The sequence below is a fragment of the Dyadobacter sp. CECT 9275 genome (assembly GCF_907164905.1).
Lineage (GTDB): Bacteria > Bacteroidota > Bacteroidia > Cytophagales > Spirosomataceae > Dyadobacter > Dyadobacter helix.
The window spans coordinates 872,424-891,243 of sequence record NZ_CAJRAF010000001.1; the positions used below are offsets into that span (position 1 = coordinate 872,424).

At 45.1% G+C, this 18,820-nt stretch carries 14 protein-coding genes; 10 read left to right on the forward strand and 4 right to left on the reverse strand.

Going from position 1 to position 18,820, the window contains the following annotated elements; all coding sequences use genetic code 11:
- Positions 1–218 precede the first annotated feature (218 nt).
- The 4 genes from KOE27_RS03565 to KOE27_RS03580 all read left to right on the forward strand — a co-directional run bounded on the left by KOE27_RS03565 (position 219) and on the right by KOE27_RS03580 (position 7,547).
- A complete protein-coding gene (locus tag KOE27_RS03565) occupies positions 219–3,572 on the forward strand; it encodes a SusC/RagA family TonB-linked outer membrane protein (protein ID WP_215237468.1) in 3,354 nt (1,117 codons plus the stop codon).
- Between the two features lie 74 nt (positions 3,573–3,646).
- Positions 3,647–5,137 carry a RagB/SusD family nutrient uptake outer membrane protein gene (locus KOE27_RS03570; protein WP_215237469.1) on the forward strand — a complete coding sequence of 497 codons (1,491 nt, stop codon included), beginning with the start codon at positions 3,647–3,649 and terminating at the stop codon, positions 5,135–5,137.
- Between the two features lie 57 nt (positions 5,138–5,194).
- Entirely contained in the window at positions 5,195–6,124 is a 930-nt protein-coding gene (locus KOE27_RS03575) for a zinc-binding metallopeptidase (protein ID WP_215237470.1), read from the forward strand.
- A 112-nt stretch (positions 6,125–6,236) separates the two neighbouring features.
- Positions 6,237–7,547 (forward strand): DUF4302 domain-containing protein, encoded by a 1,311-nt coding sequence (locus KOE27_RS03580; protein ID WP_215237471.1) that lies wholly within the window; start codon positions 6,237–6,239, stop codon positions 7,545–7,547.
- A gap of 52 nt (positions 7,548–7,599) precedes the next feature.
- Here KOE27_RS03580 and KOE27_RS03585 read toward each other — a convergent pair whose 3' ends face one another.
- Positions 7,600–8,370: a glycosyltransferase gene (locus KOE27_RS03585; RefSeq protein WP_215237472.1), complete on the reverse strand. Its 771-nt coding sequence runs from the start codon at positions 8,368–8,370 to the stop codon at positions 7,600–7,602.
- 24 nt (positions 8,371–8,394) lie between these two features.
- A complete protein-coding gene (locus tag KOE27_RS03590; protein ID WP_215237473.1) occupies positions 8,395–9,633 on the reverse strand; it encodes a glycosyltransferase family 4 protein in 1,239 nt (412 codons plus the stop codon).
- Positions 9,634–9,744: 111 nt separating this feature from the next.
- Between KOE27_RS03590 and KOE27_RS03595 the strand changes: the two genes are divergently transcribed.
- A complete protein-coding gene (locus tag KOE27_RS03595; RefSeq protein WP_215237474.1) occupies positions 9,745–10,671 on the forward strand; it encodes a class I SAM-dependent methyltransferase in 927 nt (308 codons plus the stop codon).
- Positions 10,672–10,677: 6 nt separating this feature from the next.
- On the opposite strand, the gene KOE27_RS03600 is transcribed toward KOE27_RS03595, so the two are convergent.
- A complete protein-coding gene (locus tag KOE27_RS03600) occupies positions 10,678–11,487 on the reverse strand; it encodes an FkbM family methyltransferase (RefSeq protein ID WP_215237475.1) in 810 nt (269 codons plus the stop codon).
- 168 nt (positions 11,488–11,655) lie between these two features.
- Between KOE27_RS03600 and KOE27_RS03605 the strand changes: the two genes are divergently transcribed.
- The 5 genes from KOE27_RS03605 to KOE27_RS03625 all read left to right on the forward strand — a co-directional run bounded on the left by KOE27_RS03605 (position 11,656) and on the right by KOE27_RS03625 (position 17,590).
- Positions 11,656–12,921: a nucleotide sugar dehydrogenase gene (locus KOE27_RS03605; protein ID WP_215237476.1), complete on the forward strand. Its 1,266-nt coding sequence runs from the start codon at positions 11,656–11,658 to the stop codon at positions 12,919–12,921.
- Between the two features lie 68 nt (positions 12,922–12,989).
- Positions 12,990–14,204 carry a glycosyltransferase family 4 protein gene (locus KOE27_RS03610; RefSeq protein ID WP_215237477.1) on the forward strand — a complete coding sequence of 405 codons (1,215 nt, stop codon included), beginning with the start codon at positions 12,990–12,992 and terminating at the stop codon, positions 14,202–14,204.
- Between the two features lie 19 nt (positions 14,205–14,223).
- Positions 14,224–15,324 carry a non-hydrolyzing UDP-N-acetylglucosamine 2-epimerase gene (gene wecB / locus KOE27_RS03615; RefSeq protein WP_215237478.1) on the forward strand — a complete coding sequence of 367 codons (1,101 nt, stop codon included), beginning with the start codon at positions 14,224–14,226 and terminating at the stop codon, positions 15,322–15,324.
- A 100-nt stretch (positions 15,325–15,424) separates the two neighbouring features.
- Complete coding sequence (locus KOE27_RS03620) at positions 15,425–16,933, forward strand: lipopolysaccharide biosynthesis protein (RefSeq protein WP_229252624.1); 1,509 nt, start codon at positions 15,425–15,427, stop codon at positions 16,931–16,933.
- A 12-nt stretch (positions 16,934–16,945) separates the two neighbouring features.
- Entirely contained in the window at positions 16,946–17,590 is a 645-nt protein-coding gene (locus KOE27_RS03625) for a class I SAM-dependent methyltransferase (RefSeq protein WP_215237479.1), read from the forward strand.
- Here the strand turns inward: KOE27_RS03625 and KOE27_RS03630 are convergent, their stop codons facing one another.
- Entirely contained in the window at positions 17,591–18,601 is a 1,011-nt protein-coding gene (locus tag KOE27_RS03630; RefSeq protein ID WP_215237480.1) for a GNAT family N-acetyltransferase, read from the reverse strand.
- Positions 18,602–18,820 lie beyond the last annotated feature (219 nt).

Here is an 18,820-nt window from a genome sequence, read left to right on the forward strand (position 1 = left end):
GCCTTTAGGTCAAATCACCCCACGTCGAAGAAAGGTTTCCGGGAATTATTTACCTATCGGTTACCATTCTTGAAATTCTATATTTTACTTTTATTGAAAATTAATTGCGGTCGGTAAGGGATAAAGAACTTCTCGTTTTTTATTTTATTATTGTGTATTATTGATTTTAGGAACCTATAAATCCCTTTTATTTAGCGTTATACCTGTACTTTTTACATATGAAGGTTTATTATCGGATTCGTGGGCTGCGGCTTTGGACGTCTCTCCAGATTGTAGCGTTTATTGCCATATTTTCATTTCTTTCTCCTTTAGGTGTTTCTGCCGCCATTATTGACGTAAAAGGAGTTGTAAAAAGTGGAACGGGTGAAGTACTGATCGGCTCTACGATCAGAGTAAAAGGTACTCAGAAGGGAACCGTTACCAACGAAAAAGGGGAGTTCCAGTTACAGGATGTGAACGAAGGTGCCACGCTTGTGGTGACGATGATCGGTTTCCTCTCTAAAGAGGTACCGGCTTCCCGTAATATGTCCATTGAACTGCAGGAAGATGCCGTTGGGCTACAGGATGTGGTGGTAACGGGGTTTCAACAGATTGACAAAAACAAGTTCACTGGATCGGCGGTTACACTCAAATCGGATGATGTAAAAATTGATGGCCTTCCCGACGTAAGCCGTATGCTGGAAGGCCGTGCGGCGGGTGTTTCCATCCAAAGTGTTTCAGGTACTTTCGGCGCTGCGCCCAAGGTCCGTATCCGTGGGGCTACTTCGCTAAACGGGGATAACAAACCTTTATGGGTAGTAGATGGCGTTGTGCTGGAAGATATCGTCAATATTTCCAACGATCAGCTTTCCAGTGGAGATCCCACCACGTTGCTGGGTTCGGCGGTTGCCGGGCTTAATCCCAATGATATTGAAACTTTTGATATCCTGAAGGACGCTGCCGCTGCGGCATTATACGGTGCCCGCGCCATGAATGGCGTAATCGTGATCACAACCAAAAAAGGTAAAAGTGGAAAGCCCGTTATTTCCTATTCCGGGAACTTCAGTACGCAGATGAAGCCTCAGTACCGCAATTTCAATATTATGAATTCTGCGGAACAAATGTCCGTGCTAGGTGAACTGGAAAGAAAAGGCTACCTGAATTCAGACATCCTGTCTAAACCCGATTATGGCGTTTATGGTAAATTTTACGCCTCTCTGGCCGGGGATGACCAGGGGAATTTCCCGATTGTCAACACGCCTGAATCCAAACGAAATTTTCTTTTAAGGTATGCCAAAGCCAATACCGACTGGTTTGATGTACTCTTTAAGCAGAATTTCATCCAGGAGCATTCACTGAGTATCTCCTTCGGAACGGATAAGTCACAAAGCTATTTTTCAACCAGTTACCTGCACGACAATGGATGGACTATCGCCGACAAGGTAAGCAGGTATACGTTGAATTTCAGAAATAATTATAAACTTTCCGATAAGGTATCGCTCGGTTTTTCAACACTGGCATCTGTCAGGAGACAGCAGGTACCGGGTTCTTTAAACAGGAGAAGTAATCCGGTAGAAGGAAAGTTTGACCGGGATTTTGATATCAATCCATTCAGTTATGCGCTGAACACAAGCAGAACACTTACCGCTTATGACGAAAACGGTGATCTTGAATATTTTCGCAGGAACTTTGCACCTTTTAATATTATCTCCGAACTGGCCAATAACAAGATTGAGCTGAACCTGGCCGACATAAGGCTGCAAGGTGATTTTTCATACAAGATTACGGATCACCTCACGTACGATTTCCTGGGTGCATTAAGGTATATTCAGACAGGGAGGGAGCATCGCATTACGGAACATTCCAACATGGCGAATGCCTACCGCGCCGCTGATAATGCCACCATCGCCGATGCCAACAAGTATCTCTACCGCGATCCGGACGATCCGAACGCTTTCCCGGTGGTAGTACTTCCAAGCGGTGGTTTTTATAACCGGAACGAAGACCAGATGATCTTCTATAATGTCCGTAATAATTTAAGATATAACCAGACCTTTAGGGAGCGGCACGCGGTTAACTTGCTGGTAGGCCAGGAAATAAAATATACCGACCGGAAAAATAGCAACAATACAGGTTACGGTTTTCAGTACGACCAGGGAGGAACACCATTTGTTGACTATAGAATCCTGAAACAGACAATAGAATCCAATTTCCCTTACTATGGGATGAGAGAGGACTATGAAAGGTTTGCCGCCTTTTACGGAAGTGCGGGGTATACCCTGGATGACAAATACAACTTTACTGCCTACCTCCGTTATGACGGGTCCAATGGCTTTGGTAAATCAGCTATTGCGCGCTGGCTGCCCACATATACCGTTGCGGGATCCTGGAATTTTGACCGGGAGAATTTTATTAAGAAATTTTCCTGGCTGAGCATGGGGCGGCTCCGGGCCAGCTACGGTCTGTCGGCAGATACAGGGCCAGCAACCAATTCGGCGGTTTTGTTTCAAAGTATCATTACCAGAAGGCCTTTTGCTGACGAAAAAGAGTCTGCGCTGCAACTTGCCTCTCTTGAAAATACAGAACTTACCTGGGAAAAGCTTTACAGCGGCAATGTCGGGCTGGACCTGGGCTTCATGGCTAACCGTGTAAATGTTTCGATTGATGGATACATCAGAAACAGTTTTGACCTTATAGACGAAATCAAGACGTCCGGAATTGGAGGACAAATCTACAAGGTTGCCAACTATGCGGATATGGAGTCGCACGGTGTGGATGTATCTCTGAATGGTGTAATTTTCAAAAACAAGGACTGGGATCTTCGTTCTACGGTTAATTTTGGTTATGCCAAAACACTGATTACCAGCGTAGATAACAATCCTGGTATTTTCGATCTGGTCAAGGCAGAGGGCGCTAACATGCAGGGGCGACCCGTGAGAAGTTTGTTCTCTATTGACTACAAGGCTTTGAATCCCAAAACAGGTGTCCCGATTTTTGTAAATGAAAATGGAGAGGTAAGCTCTGATGTATATCTTCAGGATCAGAATGTCAGTTACCTGAAATACGAAGGACCCGTGGATCCGCCTTTTACAGGAGGTTTTAACAATACGCTTACTTATAAGAATATTTCGCTCAACATTCTTTTTACGGCCCAGGCAGGAAATAAAATCCGCCTCAATCCGCTTTACAAAGGGTCGTTCAGTGATCTGGACGCGATGCCCAAGGAATTTCTGGACAGGTGGGTAATCCCCGGGGACGAGACGGTAACCAATATGCCTTCCATCAGTGATAAGCTGGAGCAGCAGTATCTGACGGGCACCTACCCTTATAATATCTATAATTATTCAACGGAAAGGGTTGCAAAAGGAGATTTTATCCGCCTGAAAACGGTATCAGTTTCCTATAAAGTACCCTTGCCTGCAGTGAAAAAAGTAGGACTTTCGGGAGCAAATATCCAGATTTCATCCATTAATCCATGGCTTGTTTATGCCGATAAAAAATTGAAAGGACAGGATCCCGAGTTCTTCAACTCAGGAGGGGTTGCCCAGCCTATTCAAAAGCAATTTACAGTTTCATTGAAACTCACGTTATAGGAGTAAGATTGGGTGTGTCAAAACCGGTCTGGATGGGTATCAGGCCACTATCTTCCAAGAACAAGATAAAAGAAATGAAGAAACCGGATATAAATATAAAATTACGATCACTGCGGATACTCGTCGTGCTACCCACCTTATTGGTGCTGGCAGGTTGTGAGGACTTTCTGTCCAAGGAACCAGATAGTACAAGGGCCAGAATTGAGACACCCAAGCAGGTATCTCAGCTATTGACAACCGCCTATCCACAGGCAGGCTATGTTGTCTTTGCCGAATCTATGACGGACAACGTGGCGGATAAGGGCGTAGGGACCGATGATAAAACCAACCGGTTTTCTTTCCTTTTTGAAGAAGTGGAGGCCTCTGTGGACGCATCGGATTCGCCAGATTTTTACTGGGCTGAATGTTACAGGGCAATATCAGTAGCTAATCAGGCACTGAAAATAATAGAAGAATCGGCAGATCCTACCATTTATTCGGCCCAGAAAGGCGAGGCATTGCTGGCAAGAGCTTACGCACATTTTATGCTGGTTACCTTTTTTAGTAAATTTTATAATCCTCAGACAGCTTCCTCGGACGCAGGTATTCCTTATGTGACAGAACCCGAAACGGTAGTTATAAAAGAATATGAACGCAAGACGGTTGCCTACGTTTTCGATATGGTGGAGAAGGACATCCTGGCTGGTTTGCCGCTGATCTCCGACGGGTCTTACACTGTACCCAAATATCATTTTAACCTGGCTGCTGCCAATGCGTTTGCTGCGCGTTTTTATCTGATCAAGAAAGATTACAACAAGGTGATCCAGTATGCCAACGCAGCTTTTCCAAGTAATAATTTCGGAGATAATATGCGTCCGTGGAATACAACCATGCAAAACATGTCGCCAGCCGAACTGTTTGCAATTTATTCCAAAGCAAGCCAGGCAGCAAATCTATTGCTGGTCGAAACGGCTTCGGACATCGGCAGATACATGCCTTCCTACCGCTATGGTATGTCTTTTGCCAAGTCACAGGAAATTATGAGCAGTGAAGGGCTTGTATCATCTTCGGCGAGCTGGGCGTATCCATTATACTATCGTGGGGATAATAACTATTTTGTCCCCAAATGGTACGAATACTTTGTGAGAGAATCCGTGAATGCTGATATAGGGTTTCCTTATGTGATGCTTCCTTTGTTCACCGTGGAGGAATTGTTGTTCAACCGGGCCGAAGCCAATGCATATCTTGGAAACCAGGCGGCTGTTCTGAGTGACCTCAACCTGTTTGCCAGCAAAAGGATTTCGGGTTACAATGCTTCTACCCATAATATTACCATTGCGAAGGTCAGAAGCTTTTATCAGACTACTAACAATACCACCGGGCTGATCAACGCGATCCTGGATTTTAAAAGAGTAGAGTTTTTACAGGAAGGTATGCGCTGGCTGGATATTCAGCGATATAACCTGCCGGTGGAACATATCACCAGGGATGGGCAAGTGATCAGTATTCCTGCTGATTCGCCGCGCAGAGTACTTCAGATTCCGCAGTCGGCAATCCAGTATGGGCTCGAAAAAAATCCAAGATAGAACGGGCAAGTGGTCTTACATGAAACCCTGGCCCCAGTACCTTATAATTTTACTGTAATGATAAGCAAACCAACTTCAAATCCGCTGTATGTAATGCTCCTGCTGCTGGGCGTTGTATTCAGTTCCTGTAAGGAAGAAAAAATAGGAGACGTTGAAAATATTCCCGGCCTGGGCGGTGATACCTGGGCACAGAGCAATATTGACAAATGGATTTTGGACAATATGACAACTCCCTACAACATCTCCGTTAAATATAAATGGGACCAGTTTGAGTTTTCTGATATTACAAAAAATCTTGTTCCGCCGGATGAGAAACAGATCATTCCTTTGCTTTCCAGCATTGATAAGGCCTGGGCAAAGCCTTACACTGAAATTGCCGGCAAGGTTTTCTTTAACAAGTATTCTCCCAAAATTTTTGTTTTGTCGGGCAGTGTGGAATATAACCTGGATGGTTCGGTAACCGGCGGGCAGGCGGAAGGTGGCCGGAAAATTGTAATGATGGGTATCAATACCTTCAAAATAAAAGGAATGCCCGGATACGATGCAAAAACCGATTCCATTTTTGCCAAGTTCTTCATTTTCCATGTTATTCAGCATGAGTTCGGGCACATCCTGCACATGAACAAGAACTATCCGGCCGAGTACAAATCGATCAGTGCAGGGAAGTATTATGGTGCCAACTGGATCAATTTTAACGATGAAGATGCACTTAGGGATGGTTTTGTCTCCAGTTACGCAGCTTCGGGTTTTGATGATGATTTTGTTGAAACCATAGCCATTATGCTCATGGAGGGAAAACAGGGGTTTGACAAAATGGTCAATAGTATACCTGACGGGACTTCTGATAAAGGGACGACCAGGACCCAGGCTCAGGCAGCTTTGCGCCAAAAGGAAGCAATGATCGTAGCGTATTATAAAAACTCCTGGAATATCGATTTTTACGAATTACAGAAAAAAACCAGGAGTGCAATGCTTGAGCTATTCTAGTATGTTATCGTTTTACTCCGTTTGAATCATACTTAAATGATTCATGCTGCAGATATAGGCGGCTTGACATAACACTTGCACAGCAATTAATTATTTGTAAATATTCAGGTGAATGAAAAATTCTGTTTTATACTTCTTCCTTCTGGCAATCCCTTTCTGGTCGTGTAAAAATACTGACGATAGCGTCTTTGAACAATCGACAGATGCCCGCCTGAATGAGGCACTGGCAAGTTATGAAAAAGAACTTGTGGGGGCCCCTTATGGCTGGAATGCGGTGATATATCCCGGCGGCGGAGGCAGTTACGGGTTCTACTTTAAATTTAATGACCAGAACCGCGTGACGATGTACTCTGATTTTTCGGCAGAGTCGTCTGTTACGTCCAAGGAAAGCAGCTACCGCCTAAAAGCGATGCAAACGCCTTCACTGATCTTTGATACGTATTCATATCTCCATGTACTTTCCGACCCCGACCCGGGCGTGAACGGAGGCTCTGCGGGCGAAGGCCTTTTGTCGGATTTCGAGTTTACGATATTCCCTGATTCCGTTAAAACGGATGTGATCACACTTACAGGGACAAAAAACAAAAGCCGCCTTGTACTTACCAAAGCTACCCAGGCTGAGGCCAATGCATTTACCAACGGAGATCTGGCAAAGGCTCTTGTTTTTAATAATATATCAAAATATCTGACCTATTTTAAACGCATTAACATCGCCGGAACCACCTATGAACTTGCTGTAAACCAGGAGGAACGGACCATTAAAATGGGCTGGGCCGAAGGAGCTACCGGAAAGTCGGTCACAACCCGTTATTTTTACAATTCAAGTGGTGTCTCATTTGTGACTCCAATTGTCAACGGCTCACAAACCATCACCGGATTTACGAATATTCAATGGGACGGCAGCAAAACACAACTCAGTTTTACGGCCAATGGAACGAATGTCATAGTGGCCAGTGCTGACAAACCTCTGCTAATAGATACCGGAGCACCAAGCAGATGGTGGAATGCGCCCATTGAGTCGGGAGGGGAATGGCGTTCTGTGGAGGGCTTCCATGTCAACGGAGTGGACAACGCTTTTGGATTGGAAAATCTTAAGCTGGGGGAAGACCCTTATGTAGTTTTAATTTTTCAACCCGGCCTGACTTCCACGTATGACCTTTTTGGTCCTGCTTTTTTTGTGGATGGTTCACTCAGTCTTGATTACTGGTATGCTACCAGAAGGCCTACTTTTAACACCAGCGGCAAAATCACGTTTTCACTGCTGGGCACGGCCGGTACAGCACCCACATCGGGACCAATGTTTGAAACACAAAAACAGCTGTTTGATACCAACGGTTATTATTTTGTGCAGACGTCGGATAAAACTTACGATATGGTAAGCGCCAAAGATGCCAAGGCATGGATAAGCTGGTTCAGGATTTAGGGAAGGTGAATCATTCGATCCAAAATAATGAACCTGGTTCCCGAGCTGTGTGCTACCAGTATTTCCCGTTCCGCCGGGCAAAAATGAACCCGCGCCAGAAAATCCGGATATGATTGAGTAAGGTAGGGAGCAAGCCAAAATGTTTCCGAAGAACCGTGAAACGGCCCATAAGGGACTTTCGGTGGTTGGTAACGGAGAGTCCCCCGAGCAGGTAGCGGCACAAGGGCCGGTTCAGGTACTGGGTGTTGTTTGAATTTTTCAGGCAATTAATCTCCCAGTCGATATCGGCGCTGAGATTGTCGGTCAGGTATGTCGGAGCAATGCTTTTTTTAGCGATAAAAGCCTGATGGCAAACCTTCATTCCCAGTGAAAAGTCCTTCCATGTGAGGTTTTGAGGTAGCAGATGTGCCGAAAATACGCTGCGAAGCCCTACCTCAGAGCCATCTTCCCGAACGAACATGGCATCACTGTAATAAATGTCAGCACCTCCGTTGAGGGCCTTCAGCAAATTATGAAGCGTCCTGCGCTCAAAAATTTCATCTCCAGCGTTCAAAAACCACAGATACCTGCCCGACGCCAGACTTTGCCCTTTATTCATGGCATCGTACAGCCCTTTATCTGGTTCCGAAACAATTCGGGTGATCAGTTCTCCGTACATCGTGGCTATAGCTAGTGTTTGGTCAGTGGAGTTTCCATCTATCAGCAGATATTCCACGCTGTCGGGATTCTCAATTTCAGCCAAAGCCTTTTTCACACTTTCCAGCGTCCGCCGCAGATACCGCTCTGCATTGAAAGTAATCGTGATGATGGTGAGCAAAGGCATGTGTAATTTGAGTAGGTATGCTGACTATAATAATTTCGTGTAGAGCTGGGTGTACCTATCGGCAACAACCTTTTCTGAATAATTGTGCAATACCTTTTCACGGGCGTTGAGGGAAAGGTCTTTGTCCTCATTGTTTTTCAATACCCATTGTATACCTTCGGCAAGTGATACAGAGGATTTGAAATCGGCCAGATACCCATTTTCTTTATGATCAATCATTTCACCAATCCCCCCGGTTTCGAATCCTACGGCGGGCGTTCCGCAGGCCATAGCTTCCATAATGGTATTGGGCAGATTGTCTTCCAGTGAAGGTACTACAATCAGGTCAGCCGTATTATAGGCGTCGACCATATACTCCACTTCCGAAATTTTACCAAGGTAATGGACCCGGGTACCTAAATCATCAAAGGCATTGCTCCCCGACTTCCCGAAGATCAGTATTTCATAACTTTCATCCTGCAGGAGCTGCATGGCCTCCCGGAAATAAAGGAAGCCCTTGCGGATATCCAGGGTATTGGCTCCCGCAAACAGGATCAGTTTTTTGTCCCGAGGGAGGTTCATTCGGTTCCGGATCCCGGTCTTGTCTTTGGGTCTAAAAATATCCGTATCAATACAATTGGGGATAGAGAGTGCGCTCAGTTGGTTGGTGAGAGCGGCATTTTGAACCAGTTGTTGCAGCCAGTGGCTGGGGGATACCAGAGAAAGATTGGCATGCTCATATATCCGGGCTTTGATTTCAAAATGTTCGAAAGATACATCATACTGTCCGGGGCGGGAAAGGTACGGGCAATTGCAGCAGTGAGTCAGGTAATTGTTGCAGCCCCGGCTGTAATGACAGCCTCCGGTGAAGGTCCACATATCGTGCAAGGTCCAGACGACCGGCTTCCCAAGCGCTAAGAGTTTTTTGAGCGATTCCAGAGAGAGAAAGCCAAAGTTAATCCAGTGCAGATGCAGGATGTCAGCTTTTCGCACCAAAGGATGTCCACTGATGTCGTTACCAACAACTGCAGGGGAATAGGCAAACCGGACAGAGCTATCTTTTTCAAAGGGCAGAAACGCGAGTCTTTCGCCTATAAAACGACCGAGCGCCAGCTTTTTCTGCCATTTTGAATGTGCGAGTGGAGTTACGTTATCCTCGGTAATGTCGGAATCATGCACTAACATTTGCGAGGCAATACCATTATTTTGCAATGCACGGTTCAGTCTCGACGCGGCCACGGCCGCTCCTCCCTCCCGGTGAAATGTGCTTAAATGTAAAACCATAGATCGTCAGAACCTGCAAATTTTATGCTCAAAAATAACAAGCCTTCTTGAATTCATTTGATATAATGTTCCAAAGTAGTTTGTTTTACATAACATTTACCAATGGAAATTATGGCATTTGAAGATTTGAGTCATGATGCGCACTCAGGATGGTTTGAAAAAAGATACTCATCTGCCGACCTGCAGGAGAAAGCCATAGAAAGGTGGAAAAAAGATAAGCGTGAAAATACCATCAATTACTGGCTGCACAAACGACTGCTGGACCTGACATTACCCTTCAGTGCAGACTTGTCCAAGACCTGGCTGACAGTGGGTGATGGCTACGGCTTTGATGCCAGTTATTTTTACGAAAAAGGATTACAAACGACTGCCACGGATATTGCCGGCACTTTTCTGCCCTTGTCGGTAAATCATAAGTTAATCGCTGATTACAGTGTTGAAAATGTAGAGGCGCTTTCATTTGAAAACGATAGTTTCGACTACGTGTTCTGTAAAGAGGCTTATCACCATTTCCCGCGGCCTTACCTGGGAGTATATGAGATGATCAGGGTGGCCCGGGAAGCGGTTATCATTGTTGAACCGCATGACCCGATTTCCAAAATGCCACTTTTATTGGCCATGCGTAACCTGTTTGACCGGATCGACACAAGGCTTCTGCAGCGTTACTGGAAAAACCGGTATTCATTTGAAGAGGTGGGTAATTATGTTTTTAAGCTGTCTGAACGCGAAATGGATAAGCTGGCCAACGGCATCGGTTTGCCTATGGTAGCTTTTAAGGGCATCAATAACAACTATTACAACCCTGCCACCGGCGACCAGAAGGCGGATGACTCTTCTCCGGGTTTCAGAAAGATCAAACAAAAACTAGCCATTCACAACCTGCTCACGGATCTAACCCTGATGCCTTCCCAGGTTTTATGCGCGGTGATTTTCAAGAAGGTTCCACAGCCCGGCGTAATGGAAGAGCTGAAAAGACAAGGTTTTCAGATTCACGTGTTCCCGCCCAATCCGTATCTGCGGAAAGTGGCGGCACAATGAGGGAAGTTATTTAGGACGATATCCAAAAATATTCAGCTGAAGGTCCATCACATCGTTATCCCGGTACCGGTGGTTGATGAAAGGATTCCTGCGGTGCTGCATTGTATCCAGGACGTAGCGGAAACCATTTTCTTCTAATACCTGCATAACAGTAGCAAGTGTTTGGTAATGATCAATATAAGAGTGGAACTCAACAAAGATATTTTCCACTTTGCCAAGTACGTTACGACAGTCTTTCAATACCTCGGTTTCAGCACCTTCGATGTCAATTTTTAAAAAATCAACCTTTTGTTCCGTTTTTAAGTAGTCGGCAAGGCGGATGGAAGGCACCAGAATTTTGTTGCCACCCAGGAACATGGAGGATGAGTCGGCCTCTTCGTTAGCGAACCATATTCCGTTGTCGTCCGTCCAGACAGCCTTTTCAATAACTTTTACATCCTCAATATGATTGTCGGAGAGGTTTGAACGCAGAAGATGGGCAATCGCCGGCGAGGCTTCAAACGCAGTGATGTCGGCCTTGGGGAAGAGGTTTTTGAAATACAGGATGCTCATGCCGATGTTGGCGCCACAGTCAATAATAACGGGCGTTTCGCTGCCACTGCTGAACTTGTAACTGCCATCGGCAAAGATTTCCTTGTACTGCCACAGGAAGGACATGCAATCAGGAACCACCATTTTGTATTGATCAAAAGTTACTGCAGTTTTTTTATACCTTGGTTTGTCGCCATACTTCATCAGAAGCCGCAGGAGCATCCGGTCCTCGGGCGTTTTTAATGAATTGTAAGGTTCCTTCAGCAGGTAGCGCAGCCAGTACATATGGTTCAATTGAATTTCGTAGATCAATACCAGCGTCAAAGATATTACTATTGCTTCATTTTTGACTGGCCAGTTGAATTATCCTTCAGGCACTTAATAGTTAGAACAGGATTTTCTCCTGAAAATTAATATGTCTAGATTTATACCCCAGAAATAAATATTTTTTTCATGCCCGAAATTTCGTCTTCTAAAATCGCAGTGATTGGCCTTGGTTATGTAGGACTTCCGCTTGCTGTTGAGTTCAGTCATAAATATTCTGTTTTAGGTTTTGATATCAATCAGGAGCGGATTAAGGAGCTTAGGGACGGCCACGACCGCACGCAGGAAGTAGCTTCTGATCAACTGAGAAATGCCAAAACTTTGAATTTTTCGGCCGAAACAGAGGATCTGAAGACATGTAATGTTTTTATCGTTACGGTTCCGACACCCATCGACAGTTACAAGAAACCCGACCTTGTGCCGCTTCTGAAGGCCAGCCAGACGGTCGGCAAGGCATTGGCGCCGGGTGATATCGTGATTTACGAGTCAACCGTGTATCCCGGATGTACAGAGGAGGATTGCGTGCCGGTACTTGAGAAGGAAAGCGGACTGAAATATAATGTCGACTTTTTCTGCGGTTATTCACCTGAAAGGATTAATCCCGGGGATAAGGTTAATACGCTCACCAAAATAAAGAAGGTGACCTCGGGGTCTACAGCGGAGATAGCGCTTTTCGTGGATCAGCTTTACGGCAGTATTATCGAGGCCGGAACGCATCTGGCATCCAGTATTAAAGTTGCCGAGGCTTCCAAAGCTATAGAAAATGCCCAGCGTGATGTGAATATTTCTTTTGTCAATGAACTTGCTCTGATCTTTGACCGAATGGGAATAGACACCACCGAGGTACTGGAAGCAGCCGGTACCAAATGGAATTTTCTGAAATACAAACCTGGCCTGGTGGGTGGACATTGCATCGGGGTGGACCCTTACTACCTTGCCTATAAAGCCGAGTCACTGGGGTATTATCCGCAGGTAATTTTGTCGGGAAGGCGCGTGAATGATACCATGGGCGTTTTTGTCGCGAATAAGCTGGTGAAACTGCTGATCAGAAAGGGTCATAAAATAGAAGGTAGCCGGGTGCTTATCCTGGGTATAACGTTTAAAGAAAACTGTCCGGATATACGGAATACCAGGGTTGTGGATGTGTACGAGGAACTCACCGATTTTGGTATGAAAGTCGAGATCTTTGATCCGTGGGCTTCGGCAGCGGAAGTTTATGAAGAATACGGAATTTCCATGGCCGATGAGATAACAGGCCATTACGAAGCGGTGGTTCTGGCAGTGGCGCATCACGATTTCCTGAACCTGAACCTTTCGGATTTTACCGATCAGAAATCGGTTTTGTTTGATATCAAATCAACGCTGCCCAAGGATTCCGTAGACTCAAGGCTGTAAAGCTTTCTCACTTTAATTAAAATTCTTTGCGAATGTGTACTTTTGCACTTTCTCAATGAATTAGGTACATGCGTGTTTGTTTTGTCATGGCGGGTCTGCCGCACTATTTCACCCTGATCCTTAATAAAATGGTATCCGAAACCGGTACCGAAGTTGTTCTGATCAAACCGAGCCATAAAAGTAAGGCCCTGGGTTCAGGAGTGAAAGAGGATACCTCCTCCGTAAAATTCCGGTTGATAGAGCTACCCGAATATACAGCCTGGTATGGGAAACCCTTTTTTAAGGATCTTGTTCCCACTTTAGCGGAGATCAAACCGGATATCATTGTAATGTCGGCCTGGCCCTATTTTCTTCAGCTGGTACTTAATCCATTTTTCTATTCTAAATTAAGGGGGTTGGGGGCAAAATTAATCTGCCGGGATATTCCTTTTAATATATCTTACTGGGGCAAAAGCCGGGAATATTATTTTTCAGGACAGAATATTACCGAAGATTTGGACAGAAGTGGCGGCAAAAGCTGGGGTGGTTATCTGTTTTTCTATATACTTACTATCCTTCGCCGACTGTATTTGCCACTTGCCGATGCACATATCAATTATTTTGATGAAGCCAGAAATATCACGGGGAGTTATGGTGTCCCGGATGAAAAGATTTTTATCGCCGCTAATTCGCCTGATACGGACCTGTTGCTGGCTACCTACGAGGAAGTATTAAAACAACCCTTACTTTTGCCGATCAACAATTACCGGCTGATTCATGTTGGCAGGCTGGTGAAATGGAAACGGGTTGACATGCTCATCCGGTGCGTGAAAGATTTGGCTCATGTGTTTCCTGATATTGAACTCGTTGTCATAGGTTTCGGGCCTGAGGAGGAAGCTTTAAAAAAACTGGCTCAAAATGAAGGAGTTGGATTGAAGGTCAATTTTGTAGGTGGTGTTTATGATTCCCTGACCTTGGGAAGGTACCTGCATGCGTCATCAGTCTATGTTTTGGGAGGCATGGGGGGATTGTCCATTAATGATGCCATGTGTTTCGGAAAACCGGTGATTTGTTCGGTGGCGGACGGGACGGAAAAGCGGCTGGTCAGGGAGGGGTACAACGGTTATTATTTCGATAATGGTGACCAGGAAAGTTTGAACACCGCGGTAAAAAACCTGCTTTCCGACCCGAAGAAAATAGAGCGCTTTGGTATTCATTCGTTGAAAATTATACAAGATGAAGTGAATATACACAGTGTGCTCCGAGAATATGATGCAGCGTTTAAGTATGTAATGGCTCACTAAATGAATTTCCCGTATCAAAATGAAAATATTAAGTATTGTTGGAGCGCGTCCGAATTTTATGAAGGTGGCACCGCTTCACAGAGCATTTGCAAAAGACAGTACCATTGAGTCGAGAATCATCCACACCGGGCAGCATTATGATGCCAAGATGTCCGATGTTTTTTTTAACCAGCTGGAATTACCCAAACCGGATTATTTCCTGGGAATCGGAGGAGGCTCTCATACCGTGCAGACGGCAAAAATCATGCTGGAATTTGAGCAGGTAATGCTTGCAGAAAAGCCAGATGTGGTACTGGTGGTGGGCGATGTGAATTCAACAATCGCCTGTGCAACGGTGGCTGTGAAGGAGCATATTCCCGTTGTCCATGTGGAAGCCGGGCTGAGGAGCGGTGACAGAAGAATGCCCGAGGAAATTAACCGGATCATGACGGACAGCATTTCTGACCAGTTATTTGTTACGGAATCGGCAGGTATGGTCAATCTCAGGAATGAAGGGGTAGCGGATGAAAAGGTGCATTTCGTTGGTAATGTCATGATTGATTCGCTGGTGTATTACCGGGAAAAAGCAAGTAAACTGACAATACTGGATGACTTTGGCCTGGAGCCCAAAACCTATGTACTGGTAACCATGCACCGGCCAAGTAATGTGGATGATGAACAGGGGCTCAAAAATATCCTGGAAATAGTAAGGACAACTTCTGAAAAACGGAAGATACTTTTTCCGGTACACCCAAGAACATTGCGTAACATGGAAACTTTTGGTTTGCTGGATGAACTGAAAACTCTTCCGAACGTCATCCTTCTTGATCCGCAGGGGTATCTTGAGTTCCTGCAGCTGATGGCAAATGCTGAACTGATAATTACGGATTCGGGAGGTATTCAGGAGGAAACAACCTTTTTGCAGGTACCATGCATTACTTTCAGAGCGAGTACAGAGCGGCCAGTGACTGTAGAACTGGGGACCAACTACTTGCTAAGTGACCTCAACCCCGCATCTGTGAACACGCTTGTACTGGATATACTGGAAGGCAACGCCAAGAAGGGCACCATCCCGCCGCTTTGGGACGGCCGCGCCGCTGAGCGGATCGCGGCCATTCTTAAGGAAAAATATGCGGGATAATTTATCGACGTAAAATGCTGATTATCCATTTCAATTTGAAAAGGTCGTGGCTGCAGACAGTATCCCGGAGCCTTGCCTTACCTAACACCGAATCAGTATAGTGGGAATCGTAGTCCGTCAGAGTTTAAAAGCAGGGGTTGGGTCCTACATCGGCGTGGGGATAGGTATGATCAACCAAATGTATGTTTCCACCAAGTTTCTTTCGGTTGAACAGCTTGCTTTATCCAGGTTACTTTTTGAAAACAGCCTGTTATTTTCAGCCTTTGCGCATCTGGGCACCCCCTTTATAGCTGACAAATTCTTTGGGCTTTTCCGGGACGAAGAGGAAGAACATCATGGTATACTGCCGTTTCTACTTTTTCTGCCGTTTATCGGGGCCTTACTTTTTACATTGATCTACCTGGCAAGTTCAGACTGGATCCACGCCTATTATGCCGAGCGCTCACCCATGCTGCTGCGCTACCATATTCTGGTGATCCCGCTCACGATTTTCTGGATTTATATTTCTGTCCTGGAATCTTATTGCAGGAACAACGCCCGGATCGCCATTCCCAACTTTATCCGGGAAGTGTACCTGCGGCTGGCTAATTTGGTATTGATCTTTATTTTCGGGCTTGGCTGGCTTAGTTTTGACACCATGTTGTATCTGGTGGTGGCCTCGTATGGTATGGCCATTTTATTTCTGGGATTTTATATCAAAAAACTAGGGAAATGGTACTGGCGTTTTCCAGACAGAAACATCCTGACCAAACCACTCATCAGGCAAATGCTTGGATACGGGAGTTTTACCTTACTGGGGGGGATAGGCGTTAATCTGATGCTTTTTATTGACCGGTCCATGTTAGCGGGTGAACGGGGGCTGGTCAGCACCGGGATTTTTATCATTGCTTCCTACATGGCAGGTGTGATTGAAATTCCAAGAAAGGCGATTGCCCAGATATCCATACCCTTATTGTCAACAGCATTGTTAAACGGAGATCATGCGCATGTCCGGGTAATGAATCAGAAATCAGCCTTGAATCAGTTAATTGCCGGAGGGCTGTTTTTTTTGCTGATCTGGGCGAGTATTGATGATATTTTCTATCTTATCCCGAAAGGGGAGACCTATGGCGAAGGGAAATACGTGGTTTTGTTTATAGCCATCGTCAAGGTTTTTGACATAGCAACCGGTCTTAGTACGGAGATTATCCTGTATTCCCGCTATTTTAAATTTGCCACACTTTTTATCGTAAGTTCGGCCATAGTGGGTTTTTGCCTTAACCTTTGGCTCATTCCTCTCTATGGCTTTACCGGAGCAGCCATTGCTACTGCCCTGACAACCCTGATTTATTCAGTTTCCCGTATGACCTTTGTCTGGATGAAATTTAAAGTACTGCCTTTTACCTCCAAAACGCTGCAGATCGTGCTGGTATTATCGGTCTTATACGCCCTCACATGGCTCGTACCTTCCTACACCCGCACGGTATTTTCGGCCATGTCAATACTTTTTTTACGTTCCGCAGTTCTGCTTGTTATTTTTGCAGTACTGGTAGTCTGGCTGCGGATTTCAGAGGAAATAAATGGATTGGTGGCGATGGCTTTACAAAAGATTAGACGCAATAAAATATAAGATTTTCTAATTATGTTCAGACCAATAAAAAATATCGTTTGGAGTGTACTTAACAGGCTGGGTTTGGGCGGTAGCGTTCAGCTTTATCTGGAAAGTGCTTTGAAACAATACGGATGGTATAAGAGCTTCCATGACAAACAATCCGTTGATGCCTCCGGTAATCCGCTTCCATGGTATACCTACTCGTTTATTTTCTTCCTCGAACCTCGTATTAAACCACATTTTGAGGTATTTGAATATGGCTCCGGAAATTCTACACGCTGGTATGGGGCACGGGTACGCCGAATCACCGCGGTGGAACATGATGCTCAATGGATTCAGATCATCAGACCCCAGCTGCCTGCTAATGCAGAAGTGTTGTCCCGGGAGTTGGGAGAATCGTATATACAGGCCCCAAAAGAAAAGGGAGCGCGGTACCAGATAATTGTAGTGGATGGCCGGAATCGTGTCCGCTGTACCGAATTTGCGTCCGAATATCTCACAAACGACGGCGTACTTATACTCGATAATTCTGAAAGGGCTTTTTACCAGAGAGCAAAAGATCTGATGAAGGAGCGGGGTTTTAAAAGGCTGGATTTTCAGGGTATGGCACCAATTGTCGGGCATGAAACCTGTACGACGGTCTTCTACAGAGAGGGGAATTGTCTTGGTATTTGATTAACTCAAAAACTTCACATAACTTACCTTTTCACCCTCCTGACCGCCAATGTTTTTCTTAAAACGCGCCAGACTGGGTTTGAAATGTCCATTGTGATCCAGGGATATTCCCAGGTCAAGGTATTTAAAGTTCTCTTTTTGGCAGTACCGATACAGGCATTCTGTGAGCATCACCACCGGGCTGAAAGAGCGGTATTCGGGAAGGTCTGCTGCCAGAAAGTTATAAACGACCTGCCTATTAGCAGTCACTACAATGGTAAGCGCTATTATTTTGTTCTGATCCATCACTCCGAAAATAAGGAATCTTTCGGGGAAAGTCTTCATCAGATGGGTAAGTTCTGAGTCTGATAATGAGAGTGTATAACCTCTTTGGAGCCGGAAAGCTTTTAAAAAGTTATAAATATCCTGAGGCGGCAGATCATTGCATAAGGCTGATCTGAATCCTGCTTTCCTGCATTTTTTGATACGCCGTTTTTCCTGAGGCAGGATTCCTGATTCAAAATCGGCCGTTGTAACGGGTATACAGTGGTTAACATGTTGCTGATGCATAAAATATCCGCATGAAGAGTAGAGGCCGGCTGATGTCTGGTTGGCCGCCAGATAAAAAAGGGGGGGAGCTTTGATCGTAAAGCGGTAACCGCCTCTGCTGATAATCAGTGCTTCGGTACAGGATATCAGGAAAGTAAGTGCTTCTTTAGGGCAGTCGGGAGAGGATTCAACACCGCCGAAAGGAGCCTTGGAAGGAGATATCCAGCTTCCTTTCTCCTGTTCTGAACAATGGAGCAATGCAACAATTGCAGGACCGGATTGGTGAAACAGATAAAAGGAAGAGATACCACGTGATCCCTGAGTAACCAGATGCGGAACAGTATTATACAGGCACGGAGTGAAACCCATGGCAGCCGGAGTTTCCTGCAAACCTTCAAAGTGCTTTACCTGCCAGCCGGCTTCATGCCATATGTGATCGGGGTCGGGAATAATTCTTGAAATGGAAGTTACTATTTGTATCATTAGCCCGTCAAATATAGAAATTATGAAAATTACCTGGTACATTATTTTAAACAATTGCTGGCGAGTATGGTTTTTACGTATATAAGTACCTTGTCTTGTACTAATTATGTAATTTTCTAGTTTATTATTCTATAGACTATTATTTTTGGGCACTTAAAATACATTTGCAGTAGAATTCACTGGTATTTAATCTTTTAAAAAAAAGCACAGGATTTAATT

Coding starts and splice junctions, on each gene's coding strand:
- KOE27_RS03600 (WP_215237475.1), bottom strand. CDS start 11,487: ATGTACTGGCTGCGCTACCTGCTGAAGGAACCTTACAATTCATTAAAA.
- KOE27_RS03580 (WP_215237471.1), top strand. CDS start 6,237: ATGAAAAATTCTGTTTTATACTTCTTCCTTCTGGCAATCCCTTTCTGG.
- KOE27_RS03595 (WP_215237474.1), top strand. CDS start 9,745: ATGGCATTTGAAGATTTGAGTCATGATGCGCACTCAGGATGGTTTGAA.
- KOE27_RS03565 (WP_215237468.1), top strand. CDS start 219: ATGAAGGTTTATTATCGGATTCGTGGGCTGCGGCTTTGGACGTCTCTC.
- KOE27_RS03575 (WP_215237470.1), top strand. CDS start 5,195: ATGATAAGCAAACCAACTTCAAATCCGCTGTATGTAATGCTCCTGCTG.
- KOE27_RS03590 (WP_215237473.1), bottom strand. CDS start 9,633: ATGGTTTTACATTTAAGCACATTTCACCGGGAGGGAGGAGCGGCCGTG.
- KOE27_RS03605 (WP_215237476.1), top strand. CDS start 11,656: ATGCCCGAAATTTCGTCTTCTAAAATCGCAGTGATTGGCCTTGGTTAT.
- KOE27_RS03610 (WP_215237477.1), top strand. CDS start 12,990: ATGCGTGTTTGTTTTGTCATGGCGGGTCTGCCGCACTATTTCACCCTG.
- KOE27_RS03630 (WP_215237480.1), bottom strand. CDS start 18,601: ATGATACAAATAGTAACTTCCATTTCAAGAATTATTCCCGACCCCGAT.
- KOE27_RS03585 (WP_215237472.1), bottom strand. CDS start 8,370: ATGCCTTTGCTCACCATCATCACGATTACTTTCAATGCAGAGCGGTAT.
- wecB (WP_215237478.1), top strand. CDS start 14,224: ATGAAAATATTAAGTATTGTTGGAGCGCGTCCGAATTTTATGAAGGTG.
- KOE27_RS03570 (WP_215237469.1), top strand. CDS start 3,647: ATGAAGAAACCGGATATAAATATAAAATTACGATCACTGCGGATACTC.
- KOE27_RS03625 (WP_215237479.1), top strand. CDS start 16,946: ATGTTCAGACCAATAAAAAATATCGTTTGGAGTGTACTTAACAGGCTG.